Consider the following 13887-nt stretch of genomic DNA (forward strand, 5'->3'; position numbering starts at 1 on the left):
CAGCGGTGTCCACGTCGAGCCACCGCAACAAGGCCGCCAGCCAGCGGAACCTCGGCGGCCCGTCCAGGCCGAGCGCGTGGCCGTAGTAGCCGCCGTCGGGAGTCACCATCACGCCTGCCCTTCGCTGGCGGTTCCGCCGGGGGTGGCGCGGAACGCGGGAGGTGCCTGGGGCTGCCGGTCGGGGGCTGTCCAGGACGGGGGTGGAGGGCCGCGGAGCTACCCCGGTGCGGGGTGAGGCGGAGGGGTCAGCTCCGCGGCCCTTACGCCCCAGGGCACGGGGGAACCCTGGGACGGACGGGCTGCCGGCGCAGAGAGACGGTCGCCAGCAGCGCGTGGACAGCGACACCGTTGGGCCGCGCAATCCCCTGACCCTGCGCGGCCCAGCGACGCCCTGGCTTCATGAACGGCGCAAGCGCGGAGGCTCGTTGGAGTGATCGCGGCCATCCCGGTTCAAGAGTCCTCCCCTGCCGCTGGTTCGTCTGCGCCGTCGTCGCCGGCGGGCGGATCGGAGTCAGGAGTGGCCGGCCTCCGGATGGACGCTGGGCCATATCCGAGCAGGCGCCGCAGGGCCGGATTGGCCATCGCAGCGTAGAACAGGCCGTTCATGATGTCCCCTGGTATGGAGGGCCTCCAGCAGGCACCGCTGCGTGCCGCTGCAACGAGCGGACCTCCTGATCCATGCGCTGCAGCAGCACTTGCGGGTTCGAGTCTTCGACGATGAGGCCCGGCGGCGGACAGACGCCCTGGAAGAACGCCACGCATCTGCGCCGGTGAGGGGAGTACATGAGATACCACAGGCGCATCCGGGGTCCCCACTCCTTCACGAACGCCCTCCCCGTGGCGTCGGCCAGCGCGTCAGCATCCGGAGTGCCCATGATCGCTCCTTGTCGTACCAGGTTCGTTGGTTGGCGATGACGCAGGCCGAGGGGGATCCGCGTACGCCCGCCCCCGGCCTGCGTCATCGGTGCGGGGCGGCGGGGAAGTCGACACCGGGCCGCCCATCGGCGGCGTGGCAGCGCAGCGGTGTCGGCTGCGTCGAGCGCTGGATGCCACGCCACGTCATCTGTTCCTTGTCAGCCGAGCCGGTAGGTCATCCACTTCCGGCTGGCCTCTGCGAGAAGCCGGAAGTCCGCCTGGCGTTCGGCAGGACCGAACATCGCCCGCTCCAGGTGGAGCAGGCCCTGTACCGCCGCCAGCCCGGCCACCTCCGCGGCCGGGACCGAGCGCCACAGCGTGGAGACGCCGCCCAGCAGCACGTCCACCTCCCAGGGCTGGTGCCCTTCGGCGATGAAGGCCGGGGCCATCGTGGCGGGCATGATCCACCACGCGCCGATGCACCACGTCGACCAGTCGACGGCGACGACCCGGCGGTCTTTGATGAGCAGGTTGCGGCGGCTGAGGTCTGCGTGGATGAGGGTTGGCGCTTCGGTCTCCAGCCGCTTGAAGTCGAAGCCTTCGACCGCCTGCTCGTACAGGTTGCGGCTGGGCACCTTATCGGCCGACAGGTTCAGCATGTGCTCTGCCTTCGCCCACTTCGCGCGGTACCACTCGGCCGCCGTCTGCGGGCGCGGCTCGGGAAGCGGGATGCTCAGCTCATGCAAGGCGTTCAGCGTCGGGTCGATGTCGGCGCTGCCGGGCCGCAGGTCCACGTGGCGGGCGTGGTCGTTGACGAGTTCGATGGCGAGGAGGAGCCAGTCGTCTGTCATCAACTCCCACATGAGGATCGGCGCGGGACTCCAGGACTGCATCAGCGTGGTGGCCTGCTGCTCGCGCTGATAGAACCAGGCGGCCGGCGTGCCGAGCGGGATGGCCTTGATGAAGGCGTCGTCGTCCGCGCCGTAGACGCGGGCGGCCAATCCGGGCCGGCGTCCGAGGACGGTGTCGGCCTTCCTGATCGGGCCGAGCTTGCTCTCTACGGCCTTCACGAGGACGGCCGGTGCTTGCTCCCAGGTCAATCGCTCGTTCACGGTTGTCTCCGTTGGGGATCGTTGGCGGCCCGCTCTGCCATCCACATGAGGAAGTGCGGCGCGTCCACGGGCTCTGGGCCTTGCGGCGGCATGAAGTCGACGGTCCGGACGACTCCTAGGCCGAGGAGCTTGAACGGGCCGGCCATGTCGGTGATCTCTTTGATGGTGCGGGGGTAGATGCGCACCTTGTGGATGCGCTCGTAGACCGCTCGGCCGTGAGCCACCTGCTCTGATGGCAGGCCGGTGCTGGTCACGTGCGTGACGATGACCAGGCTGCCTGCCGCGAGGTGCTCGTGCAGGGCGGCCAGCAGGGAGGTGACCTCCCGGTCGGTCATGAAGTGCAGCACCGCGCCCAGGACGCAGACGACCGGCTGCGTCATGTTCAGGTGCTGGTGGAGCAGGTCCACGGTGTTGGTGGTGTGGCGAAGGTCAGCCTGCTCGACCCGGACGTTGGGGTGCTTGCCGATGAACGCGCGCCCGTACGTGAGGGCGAGCTCGTCGGAGTCCACCAACAGCCATCGCAGGCGGCCGGGGTGGATCTCCATGGCGATGCTGCAGAGGTCCGGCATCTTCCAGCTGTCCGCCTCCTGGAGGGGGATGCCGCCTCCGAGGTCCGCGAACTGCGTGAAGCCCCGCTCGGCGGCGTACCGGACGGCGCGGCCGAGGGCGTGGGCGTTCTCCAGGGTGACGAGATCGACCCTGCCGAGCGCCTCGTTCAGCTGGTCACCGGCGGCTCGGGCGGCAGGCAGGGCGCCCTTGCTGCCGCGCAGCGCGGCGTACGTAGCTGCGGGCGACGTCTCGGCCGCGTCCCACCGCTCTCCAGGTGGGGGATCGATCTGTGTGTCTGGGTTGGGAGTGCTCATCGCCGGCCTCGTGTCCTGGTTGGCGACGCCACGGGAACACGACTGACGCCGACACAAAGCCGGGGGGCGACAGAGCCGCTGGCACGCTCCGACAGGGTGCGCGCCAGCCGGTGAGCAGCGCCGACCGGGTCGGTCGCCCTGTGCCATCCCCACAACCTGTCGGCAGCAAGAAACCACCGGATCCATTCGGGCCCGCAGGTAATAACGAGGCCCTGCAGGTTCAGGATGCTGTTGTAGCCGCCGCGCAGCTCCCGCACGTCGTCATCGCGGGTACTGACTCCACGCATGGCCAGTGCAGCTCGCAGCTGACTCATCGCCACTGTCGGTGTCATGCGGCGACTGTAAGTCGCTGCTAGCCGAGCAAGGGACACATTTGTGACGCCTACTTTCGGTCACACCATAAGGCCGATTCCGTCAGCGAGCTGATGTGCCGGAACGCGCAGGTAAGAGGGGCCATCGGTCACCAGTTCGTACGTCATCCTCTTCGCATACCCGTTGTATTTGATGGTCTCGGGAGCAGTCTGCTGCGCGAGCTGCAGGGCGCCTAGCACTGCGTCGAAGTCGCGCTGCAGGTGATGAGCGCGTGCGACCTCGATCAGGTGCCGGCCGCGCCGGGGCTGCGAAGGGATGGGGATGCTTTCCGCGCTGGAAGCCTGGCGTGCCGACTCTCCGCCCTGATGAAGCTCGACCGCGACCGTCACGGCGTGAGCTTTCATGATGACGCGGGAGAACGAGGTCCACGGCTGGTAGTAGTCCGCGGGAAGCCCTTCCGCAACGCGCTGCGCCTCGCTCCACTGCCGCCACGCCTCTCCTACATCGCCGAGGCGGGCCGCAGTGTAGGCCAGCTCGAAGGCCAGCGCTCCCCACATGGCCCTCAGCCCGACAGTGGGGTTGTCGTCGAGGTGCGGCTGAATGGCCTGCATGCCCTGCTCGTTGATGTCCCGGGCGGCGTCGTAGTCCCCGGTGTCCCGGTGAGCTTGGGCGAGGAACCAGACGGCGCACGACAGCGCCATCGGGTCTTCTGACTCCTGGGCGGCCAGCAGCGCCCGGTCGGCCACACGCCACAGAAGGTCCGCCGCAGGCTGGTAGGCGACGAACATCTGCACGAGCCCGTAGGTCTCCGCCAGGAGGGCCTGGGCGCGGCGCCGGTCCGCGCCGCCATACATGGCGGCGGCGAGCTGCGCGTCGCGAATCAGGTCCGGGAGGATCATCCCCAGCGCGGTCCGGTGGTCCGGCGAGGTGTGCCGGGTACGCCAGGCCGCGTCAAGCCTGGCCCGGAGAGTGGCCAAGGGCTGAACCTCGCCGCGCGGAATCAGCAGCGGCGAGGTATTGATCGCAGCTCTCACTGCCGCCAGAGCAGGATGGCCAGGGCCGACGAACATCCTCACCGGCGGAGACTGCACGCCAATGAGATCAGTGAGATTGCGGATCCGAAGCACATCGGCGATACGGAGCAGCACCGACAGAGAGTCAGCCGGCCGCCGGTCGGCCTCCGCGTGCCTGACCCACGAGGTCGATCGGCCGATCAGCCCGGCCAGCGTCTCCTGGCTCATACCGCGGCGCTCGCGCCAGTAGCGAATGCGCTGCCCGACGGTCAATACCACCGGAGCGGGATCGTTGGTACCGTTGTCCATAAGCCCCATACCTCCTGATGCCTCGACACCATCAGGCTACGGTCTGGGGCTCATTCCATGCGAGGCGTTCTCGGGCACCGATCCGTGGCTCTCCGCGCCTCGGAAGCTCTTGTTTCGGGCCTTTTCCGCGTTGTGTCTCTAGGATTGGTGTCGCGTGCCGCCCCCGGCGCGCACGACACTGCAGGAGATAGACGAATGACGAGATCCGACGCGGGCGGGTGGTCGGCATGACCCTTGCCGATGCCGCCGGCCTCACGCCCGACACCGCACCAGCTCTGCCCGACGATGGGTTCTCCATCCACCGGCCGACGCCGGAATGGCCAGGCAAGCCAGTACTCCGGCTTCCCAGAACGTTCGTAGTGATGGTGGGCAACCTGAAGGGCGGGGCCGCCAAGACGACCTCCGCCTTCTTCCTCGCCGCGTTCTTCTACATCGTCTACGGCCTCCGGGTGCTGCTGATCGACGGCGACCCGCTCTCTCAGTCGGCCTACTCGTGGTACCGCTACGTGTGGAGGGAGATGCGGAAGGAAGACCCAGACTGGAGCTGGCCGTTCGACCTGGTTTCGTTCCCCTCCAAGCACATCGACGACTGCATCCAGGACAACATCGAATCCGGTAAGTACGACGTCATCGTCGTCGACACCGGCGGCGAGAGTGCGGAGATCTTCAAGGCCGCGGTGAAGGAGGCTCACGAGCTGGTCATCGCGTGCGCGCCCACGGAGCTGGAGATGGAGCGGCTGGAGCCGTCCTTCGAGGCGGCCGAGGAGGCAGCGAGAAACCTGTCCCGGGAGATCGATGTCCGCGTGCTCCTCACGAAGGTGCCCAACTCCAATGAGGGGCCGGAAGCACGCGACGAGATCGCCGAAATGGGGTTCGGCGTGTTCACGGCGCAGGCGTCGAACTGGAAGTGGTACCGCAAGTCGGGGAAGTCCACCAAGCCGCTGGATGACCTCGCCGAGTACGAAGACATCGGCGACGAGCTGCTCATGAAGTACCGAGTTGAGGTGGCGGCATGACGGAGCAACCACAGCGGCGTCGGCCCCCTCAGGAAAAGAAGAGGCGCACTATCGGTAGGAGAGGCGCGGTCGAGGACCATACGCCGCCGGTCTCGCCGCTCGCCCACACCACATGGGAGGAAGCAAAACAGCATCAGGACCTGGACGAGGCGCCCGGCACGTCTCAGGAGACTTTCGAGAGCCCGGACACCACGCCGGCGTTCACGGAGGCCGACCTTCCAGCCATCGCCGAGAACGCACGCAAGGCGGTGTTCGCGGCAGCTCCGCAGTTCGCCGTGTCGTCGAAGACTCATCCCAAGGACCGGCTCGCCGACTACGAGAACATCATCGATGAGGCCCGAAACGTCGTTGACGACGTCGCGAAGCGGATGCGGAATTACGTCGGCGCGACGATCGGCATGGCACTGCTCCAGATCAGGGCCGAGGGCCTGGTGGCGAACTTGGAGGCGCACGCCAAGGAGCGCTGGGACTACGCCCGCCAGCACCTGTATCGGATGATGGACCTCGGCCTGGTCGTGAACACGTGGCCGGACCTGGAAGTGGACTGGTCGTATCGGCAGGCGGCTGTCATGGCTGGCCTGATCAAGGACCAGGCGGTCGGCCCGGATAAGGCGAGGGCTATCTGGGAGAAGGCTGTCGAGACCGGCGACACGAGTGAGCGCGGGCTGAAGACGGCGCAGGCGATGCTCGGGCTGGGCGCCGAAAAGGACGACGGGAAGGTACTGACCGGCGTCGTGGCCCCGGCCCGGGTCCAGTCGGCGTTCAGGCGGTACCAGAGCGCAGCGGATGCGGCGGTGAAGGCGGCGCAGCAGTTCAAGCTTCGCACCGATGGCGACCGCAGGAAGCTGGCGCAGGTCGCGCAGCACTACCCGGAGGGCGCGGCCGGTCTGGTGCTGGATATGCAAGACGTGGTCGAGACGTACCGGGCCGCGTTGAACGAGCTCGCGTCCGACGTTGATGAGGAACAGTTGGCGGAACTGCGGGCCCGTCGCGCGCTTGAGCCGAAGCCTCAGTAAATGATCTTGTCACACGCGTGTGACAAGATCATTTACTGAAGGGCGCGTGCCGCACGGCACGCGCCCTCGGCATGTCAGGCGGCCCGCCGGTCCTGCTCTCGTTCCAGACGGCGCATCGAGACGTCGCACAGGCGGCACAGCGGGATCGACATGTCCTCGGTCTTCTCGACCAGACGCTTCCCGCACTTCGAGGTGCCGTCACCCCAGTAGTAGTGCCGCCGACGTGGGCTGCGGGTGTACCCGGGCCTGAATGCCGTGAGGCCGTATCTCACCGGGACTCCGGCTCCGGCGTGCCGCCTCGTGCGTCCAGCTCCACCGGCATGTACGCCGCCAGCAGCACGCCCTCTTCGAGGAGTTCCGCGAGCTGATCCGCGTCGGGCTGTCCCGGGATCTCCGGCGCCGCCCCGCCTACCTGCAGGGGGCCGACCACCACCAGCAGCCGCTTGCGGCCGTCCAGGGCCATCCTCCATTCCTCCTGGATATCGAGGGCCCCGAGGTACAGGTGATCCGGCATCGCCCCGTCCTCTGGCGCGCTCATCCGGACCGCCACCCACTGCGGCGCGGCCGATGAGGGGTAGCCGTCAACAACACGCACCGACCAGCCGGATTCGGCTGTCTTGTTAGCCATGATCTCGTCGAAACCGCTCGGCCGCCACAGTGCCAGCTCCAGCTCCGTCAGCCACGGTCCGGCTCCTTGCCCCCGGTCGTCGGCCACCTCCACGCTGATCAGCAGCGCAGGTTCGCTGGCGGCATAGGGGGCGTCCTGCGGTTCGAAGTCCAGCAACGCCGGCACCCAGACCGCCTGCGCGGTGACGGCGATCTCGGCCTCGATCTCCGGCCGGGCGCTCGCCGGCAGCGCAGCGGCTCGAGGCCCACGCGGAATGTCCACCTTGTCGGCCCACGTGACCTTGGACGGCCGGCAGCGGGCGTGATAGCGGCGGGAGCCGAGCATGGCGGTGACCGGACTCAGGTCCGGATCGTATGCGGCAACGATGAGCTGGAGGCTGGTGTCCTCGCGGCGGACGTCGCCGTCGCCGTCGCACCAGTCACACTCGTAGGTGGGCTTGCGGTGGGCGAGCCAGGTGCGCATGTCCTCGACGTCGTCGAGAGTGATGCCGCGCCAGCCCTCGCCTCGCATGAACGCTGTCACGTCGTCGGAGAGTGTGTAGCGGAGCTGGTTGTCGAGGCGCTGCCAGGCTGCTCGGGTGGTGTTCAGGGCCACCTGGTAGTCCTCGCCGGTGGCGTTCTGGCGACGGCGGGCGACGCGCTGGAGGTCACGGTCGGCCATGTCTCGTCCTCATCCGGCGGCGGCTCTGCCCACGCTCTGGCCCCGCCCGGGTCGAGAGACACGTACGCGCTCGTGCAGTATGGGAAGGGGGAGGATCGCCGCTCGTCGTTAGCACCGCTACCCCGATCGGCGCCGGTCCCTGCGTGGGCGGGACGGCTCGGGATCCCCGCGATAGCGGGGGCTGGAGCATCAGCAGTGGCGACGATACACCAGCGGCGGGCAAAAAGCAGCGGCCCCACCGGGATAGGTGGAGCCGCCTTCAGTGGTGCGCCTTATGTGCCCTCGTCGGCTGATGCCTTCTCCGGGGTGAGGGGCACGTGCGTGCTCATGATGCGGGAGAAGTTGGCGAACCCGGCCGGGTTGCTCTTCGTGCGGCGGCCCTCGTCCTCAAGCCACCACTTCTGTTCCTCGGCGACCTGCTGGCGAAGGCTCTCGGGATTGCGTTCGGCCAGGAACACGGCGTCGTACTCGGTGAGGGTGCGGAACGCCCGGGAGCACATCCAGTTGCGTACGGTCTCGGCGCCTTCGTGCGCGACGAGCCACCGGTCCGCGATAGCCTCCCAGCCGCCGTGGTCGTCAGCCACGCGGCTGATCACGGCTGCGAGGTTCTCGGCGACCTCGACGACCACGGGCCGGTCGAGTACCCAGCCGCGCAGAACTTCCTCGATCGTCTGGAGCGCTTCCGGGTGGACTCGGGTTGCCTTGATGTTCGGTCCGAGGCTCCAGGTGACGCTATTGAGGGTGGAGGCTTCCCACGAGCCAGGGCGGCCGGCCGTCAGGAGGTTGCTCTGGCCGTGGCCGTACTTCTCGCGATTCCGCTCGGCCGCGGCCATCGCGACGTTCAGCAGCGCCACGGCGACCGTGGTGGCCGCCTTGCGACCGGCCGTGGTGAGCGCCTCCTCCAGCCGCGCCACATCCTCATCCGTGGGAAGTCCCACCTCGCGGAGCGGGCCGCGCTGCTCGGCGAGCTGCTCGTATGACAGCTCGCCGAGGTCGCGGCGCGGGTAGGTGTCGTAGTACTCGTCCCGGTCGCCGAACGGCGGGTGCTGCAGCCAGCCCTCGCCTTCGTCGTCAGCCACGCGGTACGGATGCTGCTGCTCCTCTGTCACTGCTGGGAGCCCTTCTCTGCGGCGGCGGCGTGTGCGCTGTACTGGACCTGGCCCATGTGCCGGTCGTACGCCTCGGACACAGCGTGCTCGTCCCATGTCGGGGTGGTGAACTCGCCACACGAACACGTGCCGAAGCAGTACCCGAGCCCGCCTTCGAAGTCGGAGTGGAGCTCGAGCCGGTGCGCGGCGCGGTCGACCAGCGGGTCATCAATGTAGTACGGCCACTCGGCCGCGTCCTGAGGTTCAGGGGAGGTCATGCTGTGTCTCCTTCGCCCAGGCGCGAGTGGCCCGGGCACTACTCGGGTGGGTCAGAGATTTCGATCACGTGGAGGGGCTGCTCCAGAGCACGAGCTGGTCCCTGCCACTTGTCGCCCTGCAGGGTGAGGATGGGGCAGACGGCCACGTCGGCGATGGCGGCCACGTGCGCGTCGTGAACGTCGAGCCCTGTGACCGCCATGACTTCGGCGAGCTTGGCCGCCTGGTGGACGCCGTCCAGTGGCGCCACAGTGGCGCGCTCGAACGCGGCCAGGCCGGTGAGCAGCGCCTGCGCGTCAGGGAGGCCCTGGCTGTGCAGCAGGGCTCCCGCGGCTGCCAGCGACGGAATGACCAGGGCCTGGCCTGCCCGGTCGAAGTCCTGCAGGAACCCGATCAGGTCGGCGTCACCGCGAGCGACGTCAGCCAGGACGCTCGTGTCAAGGATGTGCGGCGTAGGTGTGAAATCACTCACCGGCGGCCTTCGGGAAGCCGTGCTCGGCGAGTTGGCGGTTCACGTGCGCCATCATGCGCTGGACCTTGGCTCGGTCGGCGTTTCGGGCTCGTTCGCGGAGCAGCGCGAGTGCGCGCTGGTCTGCGAGGCGCTTGGTTGCGATGGCGTCATTGAAGACGGCGGCCACGCTGGCGGCTTTGCCGATGGCGACCAGGTGTTCGGCGTATTCGACGACGTCGGGGTCCACGGTGATGCTGATCCGGGCTTTCCTGTCTCCGCTCATACTCCGGATCATACTCAACTATCAAGATCATTTACTGTTGGCGTAGTGCTGGCACGCACCGCCCTAACGCCTGCCGCGACTGCTGGGCGCGAGCCGCCCCCGTTACGACTCGCGCCCAGCACAAGGGGGTTAAGCAGGAAGATGGCCCGTCCGGCGGAGCTCCGCCACCACTTTCGAAGCGGCCTCGTCCGGATCGAGCTGGTAAACGATCTCGGCGTTGCCGGCGTCGTCGAACTCCGTGCTTGAGCTCCACGACGAGCTCTCCGCTATGAGCGCAGCCCGAACGACGTCGACGGGATCGAGGCTCATGCCCTGGCCGCCTTCTTCGCGGCGAGCCGCTTGTCCTCGGCGCGCAGGCGCTGGGTCCGCTCGTAGCGGGCCAGGTGCGCCTTGGCGATGATGCTGCGGGTCAGGGTCCGCATGATGACGCCCTCCGCCACGAGGGAGCCGCCGCTGGTGACGCGCGCCAGGGTCGTGCCGTAGTACCTGAGCATGAACGCCATGTCGTCGACCGTGGTCGGCAGCTTTCTGGTGTCGATCGTCGCCAGGAGCGGCACCCGCCGGATCTTCGTGACCTTCGCGACACAGTCCACGACCGGGCTCGGCATGAACACCTGCCCGCCGTTCTGCCGCCAGGAGGCGATGCGCTCGATGTCCCAGCCGAGGATCAGCGGGTCGGTCAGCGCCACGTCGAACAGGCGCACACCGGCCTTGCTGCCGTCGCCGTAGCTCTGCCAGCCCTTCACCGACCCCTCGCGTCCGTACACCTCGACATACAGGGTGACGATCGGATCCCAGCTCGAGGGGACATCCTCGCAGACCTCGGCGAGCAGGGCGTCATAGTCGATGCGTTTGACGGCGGGCTTCAGCGCCTCTACGAGGCCGCCCTCCGAGCTGTAGCTGTCCTCGGCGGAGACAGCCACCCAGTCCTTCCGGCTGCCGATGGCCCACCAGCCCCGGCCGAGGACGACGCGGCAGTTCCAACCGTTCAGCTTCTCCTCCAGCCGCACCACGCTGCCCTCCGGGAACGGCGTCAGCAGCTCCTCCAGGAGCATGCCGCGCGGGCCTTCCTGGTGGTAGGTCGGGATGGACGGGTACTTGGTTGCGCTGCCCAGCTTGCGGGCGAATGCCAGGTGGCGCAGGTCTTCAGGGGACACGTCGTGCCTTTCATGAGGGGATGGGCGGCGGCCGACCGGCCGCCGCCGTGGTGGTGTGGTCAGGTGGTCTTGGTCAGGTGGCCGAGGTCGGCACGGGCACCGGCACGCGCACGGTCCCGTCCTCGAAGCGGCGGCGCAGCTCGGCCAGCGTCAGGGGCCGCTTCACGCCGCGCCGTGTCTCGGTCAGAATCGCGACGTCCCTGCCGAACTGCGCTCGGAACTCCTGCTCCTGGCGCTCGGCGAAGGCGTAGCGGTCCGGGAAAGCCTGGAGGGTGAGGAGCCACTGGCGCTGGCCGGCACGGACGCAGAGGCCAGCGCAGTTGTTGTGTTCCAGGCCGACCCGGTACAGGAGCGGCACGGCGATGTCGAGCTTGCGGAGTTCGTCGAGCATCTCCGCCTTCGTCAGGTGGGGCTCGTCGCACATCGGGAACTCGACGCGCCAGCCCTCCCATCCCTTGATCACGCCGGGCAGTCGTCGCTTCTCGGACGCGTCGATGCCGACGTACACCGTGGTGGTGGCCGGGTCGCAGTGGGCTTCCAGCCACTTCCTGCAGGGGATCTGCTTGAGCCGCTTCGAGCAGGGTGCGAGCCGGCTGTTGCCCAGGAAGTGCTCATCGAAGAACACCTGCCAGGGCGTCCGGCCGTCCTTGACGACCGTCAGGGGCACGCCGAGGTGAGCGCAGGCGTCGTCCAGGAAGCGGTACAGGTCCGGGTCCTCGGTCCCGGTGTCGGCGAACAGCAGCACCATGTCGTGGGTGCCGTGCTGCGCCTTGACCCGCTCCGCCGCGAGGAAGGACCCGGCGCCGCCCGACATCTGGATTACGTGCTTGTGCCTCATGTCCGTTCGCCCAGCAGCAAAGCTTCGACGGCGTCGGCCAGGGCGTGCGCGTCGTCGTGCTCGCTGTCGCGGACGTCTTGGTGCGCGGCGCGGAAGGCCGCGACCAGCTCTGCCAGCTCCTTGCGGGCCGACGCGTTCACCTCGGGCAGCGTCAGCGTCTCGGCGGCCTGGGACAGCATGCCGGTCAGCCGGTTGCGGGCGTCCTCGCAGCGGGCGGACAGGATGTCCACGCGGAGGCCGTAGTTCTGCAGCACGCCGTTCAGGTTGCTGGCGCGCATCTCACCTTTCCCAGCGTCGCCCTGCTCGTGCAGGGCGCGGCGGGCGGCTGCGAGGGCACGACCGTATTCCAGGTCTATGCCCTGCCAGTGCCAGTAGGCGGACAGGAAGGCAGAGCCCATCAGCGCGCTGATGGGGCCGTGGGCTCGCAGGGCTTCGGCCAGCGCCTCGGGGGTGTGGCCTGTGCGCTCACGGCACATTTCGGTGAAGTCCATGGGATCTCCTTGAGGGGCGCCGCCTAGGTAAGTGTAAGCACTTACCTAGGCGGCGAACTGGGTGGGTTTAGGAGGTGCGGCCAGTCGTGCGGCGTGTCTTCGCCTGGGCGGGCTTGGCCGGGTCCTTGGCCTTGGCCGGTGTGGACTTCGCCGGCGTGGTCTTCGGCTTGACCGGTGCGGCCTCCTCCGGCAGGAGGGTGGCGAGCAGGGTCAGGGCGTCGGCCTCGCCCCATGCCTCCTTGCCTTCCTTGGGCAGGACGGTGCCGAGGAGCTGCCCGTCATCGGTGTCGAGGTAGATCTCGGCCGCCGTGAGGGTACTGGCCATCGGGTGGATCCGGAAGTGGACCAGACCGGGAAACGCCCTGCGGGTGACGCTGCGGAAGCGGACCTCGCCGAGCCGGTCGGCCAGGGCGCGGACGTCGTCGGCGAGTTTGTGGTTGACGAGGATCGTCATGCTGTTTCCCTTTCAGAGGGGGTTGGGTGGTTCCCCTGCTCCTCGGCGGGAGCAGAAGCTTCTGGGTCGGCCGCCTCGCGGGCGGCCTCGTCGAGCGCGGCCAGGACCTCGGCGAGCGTGCGAGCCTCGGCGTCGTTCCAGGCGACCAGCCAGTACGGCTTGTCGGGCTTGTCGGCGTCGGGCGTCTTGTCGCGGTCGTAGCCCAGCCGGGCGGCCAGGGCCTCCGCCGCAGCCTCGGCCAGGTTCCAGCGCGCCTCCTGGTCCTCGGAGTCGTCGTGACCGTCCGGCCACGACTTCGGCGGCAGCCCAGCGGCGCGGAAGATGGCCTCGATCAGGCACACCGGGCACTCCTCGGTGGGCCGCTCGGGCGGGTAGATGTCGGCGACATAGACCTCCTGGACCCAGCCGAGAGTGCGCAGGATCTCGGCTGCGCCGGAGTAGATGTCGGCAAGCGACGGGAGGGTGGTGGTGGTCATGCGTCCTCACGGGATCGGGTCGGGGGTGGGCAGGGCTGCCTGCAGGGCTCGCCCTCGTCGGCGCCGCAGCCGGGCTGGCACGGGATGGCCAGCTCGTCGTCGGCCGGCAGCTCGTGGTCGAGGACGAAGGCGGCGGGGTCGCCGTACACCAGCGGGTCGATCACAGCGGCCACAGCAGCAGGCAGGGCGTGCTGCCGGGGCGGGCCTTCCCGATCACCTCGTTGTCCCAGCCGTCCGGGCTGGGCACGAAGTGGGCGTTCGGGCTCACCATGCCGAGCGGGACGAAGCGATTGCCTTCGGGGTCAGAGGACAGGACGACCTTGGCAGCGTCCGGCTGGTCAGCGGCCAGCCGCTTGAGCTCTCCCCAGGTCAGTTCCTGCATATGCCCCGCCTGGTCGGTGAGGTAGTAGGACTCCAGGCTGCTGTCGTCCGGAATCTCGTCAGGCGTTTCATTCGTAGGGGTGTTCATCGGTTGGACCTCCTGGCAGCGATGACGGCGAGGGCTTCGGCGGTGGTGACGGGCTCACCGAGGTTGATGCTCCACCGCAGTTCCTCGGTCTCGTCGGTGTAGGCGCCTCCGGCAGAAGTG

General features: G+C 68.4%; 20 protein-coding genes. 2 read left to right on the plus strand and 18 right to left on the minus strand.

Annotated features, from left to right (window positions below; translation table 11 throughout):
- Positions 1-1073: 1073 nt before the first annotated feature.
- The 4 genes from AB0K18_RS43140 to AB0K18_RS43155 are packed head-to-tail and all read right to left on the minus strand — an operon-like array spanning position 1074 to position 4464.
- Complete coding sequence (locus AB0K18_RS43140; protein WP_364926775.1) at positions 1074-1967, minus strand: phosphotransferase; 894 nt, start codon at positions 1965-1967, stop codon at positions 1074-1076.
- Positions 1964-2830, minus strand: coding sequence for an SAM-dependent methyltransferase (locus AB0K18_RS43145; RefSeq protein WP_364926776.1), 867 nt, complete (start codon positions 2828-2830; stop codon positions 1964-1966). The genes AB0K18_RS43140 and AB0K18_RS43145 overlap by 4 nt, the downstream gene beginning before the upstream one ends.
- Positions 2827-3162, minus strand: a complete 336-nt coding sequence (locus AB0K18_RS43150; protein WP_364926778.1) for a hypothetical protein — start codon at positions 3160-3162, stop codon at positions 2827-2829. The genes AB0K18_RS43145 and AB0K18_RS43150 overlap by 4 nt, the downstream gene beginning before the upstream one ends.
- Positions 3163-3222: 60 nt before the next feature.
- A complete protein-coding gene (locus tag AB0K18_RS43155) occupies positions 3223-4464 on the minus strand; it encodes a helix-turn-helix domain-containing protein (protein ID WP_364926780.1) in 1242 nt (413 codons plus the stop codon).
- 227 nt (positions 4465-4691) lie between these two features.
- On the opposite strand from AB0K18_RS43155, the gene AB0K18_RS43160 reads away from it, so the two are divergent.
- Entirely contained in the window at positions 4692-5480 is a 789-nt protein-coding gene (locus tag AB0K18_RS43160) for a ParA family protein (protein WP_364926782.1), read from the plus strand.
- Positions 5477-6496, plus strand: a complete 1020-nt coding sequence (locus tag AB0K18_RS43165; RefSeq protein ID WP_364926784.1) for a hypothetical protein — start codon at positions 5477-5479, stop codon at positions 6494-6496. Before AB0K18_RS43160 ends, AB0K18_RS43165 begins: the two co-directional genes overlap by 4 nt.
- A gap of 74 nt (positions 6497-6570) precedes the next feature.
- On the opposite strand, the gene AB0K18_RS43170 is transcribed toward AB0K18_RS43165, so the two are convergent.
- From AB0K18_RS43170 to AB0K18_RS43235, 14 genes are all read right to left on the minus strand, one after another.
- Positions 6571-6768, minus strand: coding sequence for a hypothetical protein (locus AB0K18_RS43170; protein WP_364926786.1), 198 nt, complete (start codon positions 6766-6768; stop codon positions 6571-6573).
- Positions 6765-7784, minus strand: coding sequence for a hypothetical protein (locus tag AB0K18_RS43175; RefSeq protein ID WP_364926787.1), 1020 nt, complete (start codon positions 7782-7784; stop codon positions 6765-6767). The genes AB0K18_RS43170 and AB0K18_RS43175 overlap by 4 nt, the downstream gene beginning before the upstream one ends.
- A 272-nt stretch (positions 7785-8056) precedes the next feature.
- Positions 8057-8863 (minus strand): hypothetical protein, encoded by an 807-nt coding sequence (locus tag AB0K18_RS43180; RefSeq protein WP_364926789.1) that lies wholly within the window; start codon positions 8861-8863, stop codon positions 8057-8059.
- Between the two features lie 26 nt (positions 8864-8889).
- On the minus strand, positions 8890-9150 hold the full coding sequence (locus AB0K18_RS43185) for a hypothetical protein (protein WP_364926791.1): 261 nt from the start codon (positions 9148-9150) through the stop codon (positions 8890-8892).
- Between the two features lie 38 nt (positions 9151-9188).
- Positions 9189-9620: a hypothetical protein gene (locus AB0K18_RS43190; protein WP_364926793.1), complete on the minus strand. Its 432-nt coding sequence runs from the start codon at positions 9618-9620 to the stop codon at positions 9189-9191.
- Positions 9613-9882 (minus strand): hypothetical protein, encoded by a 270-nt coding sequence (locus AB0K18_RS43195; protein WP_364926795.1) that lies wholly within the window; start codon positions 9880-9882, stop codon positions 9613-9615. Before AB0K18_RS43195 ends, AB0K18_RS43190 begins: the two co-directional genes overlap by 8 nt.
- Before the next feature lie 129 nt (positions 9883-10011).
- Positions 10012-10191 (minus strand): hypothetical protein, encoded by a 180-nt coding sequence (locus AB0K18_RS43200; RefSeq protein WP_364926797.1) that lies wholly within the window; start codon positions 10189-10191, stop codon positions 10012-10014.
- Positions 10188-11039 (minus strand): RNA ligase family protein, encoded by an 852-nt coding sequence (locus AB0K18_RS43205; protein ID WP_364926799.1) that lies wholly within the window; start codon positions 11037-11039, stop codon positions 10188-10190. Before AB0K18_RS43205 ends, AB0K18_RS43200 begins: the two co-directional genes overlap by 4 nt.
- 73 nt (positions 11040-11112) lie before the next feature.
- Positions 11113-11877, minus strand: a complete 765-nt coding sequence (locus AB0K18_RS43210; RefSeq protein WP_364926801.1) for a hypothetical protein — start codon at positions 11875-11877, stop codon at positions 11113-11115.
- The gene (locus tag AB0K18_RS43215; protein WP_364926803.1) at positions 11874-12368 is read right to left on the minus strand and encodes a hypothetical protein; all 495 of its coding nucleotides are present in this window, start codon (positions 12366-12368) and stop codon (positions 11874-11876) included. The genes AB0K18_RS43210 and AB0K18_RS43215 overlap by 4 nt, the downstream gene beginning before the upstream one ends.
- 67 nt (positions 12369-12435) lie before the next feature.
- Complete coding sequence (locus AB0K18_RS43220) at positions 12436-12822, minus strand: hypothetical protein (RefSeq protein ID WP_364926805.1); 387 nt, start codon at positions 12820-12822, stop codon at positions 12436-12438.
- Positions 12819-13298, minus strand: coding sequence for a hypothetical protein (locus AB0K18_RS43225; protein ID WP_364926807.1), 480 nt, complete (start codon positions 13296-13298; stop codon positions 12819-12821). The genes AB0K18_RS43220 and AB0K18_RS43225 overlap by 4 nt, the downstream gene beginning before the upstream one ends.
- On the minus strand, positions 13295-13471 hold the full coding sequence (locus AB0K18_RS43230; RefSeq protein ID WP_364926809.1) for a hypothetical protein: 177 nt from the start codon (positions 13469-13471) through the stop codon (positions 13295-13297). Before AB0K18_RS43230 ends, AB0K18_RS43225 begins: the two co-directional genes overlap by 4 nt.
- Positions 13459-13767: a hypothetical protein gene (locus tag AB0K18_RS43235; protein ID WP_364926811.1), complete on the minus strand. Its 309-nt coding sequence runs from the start codon at positions 13765-13767 to the stop codon at positions 13459-13461. The genes AB0K18_RS43230 and AB0K18_RS43235 overlap by 13 nt, the downstream gene beginning before the upstream one ends.
- Positions 13768-13887: the final 120 nt, after the last annotated feature.

The sequence above is a fragment of the Nonomuraea sp. NPDC049421 genome (assembly GCF_040677005.1).
GTDB lineage: Bacteria > Actinomycetota > Actinomycetes > Streptosporangiales > Streptosporangiaceae > Nonomuraea > Nonomuraea salmonea.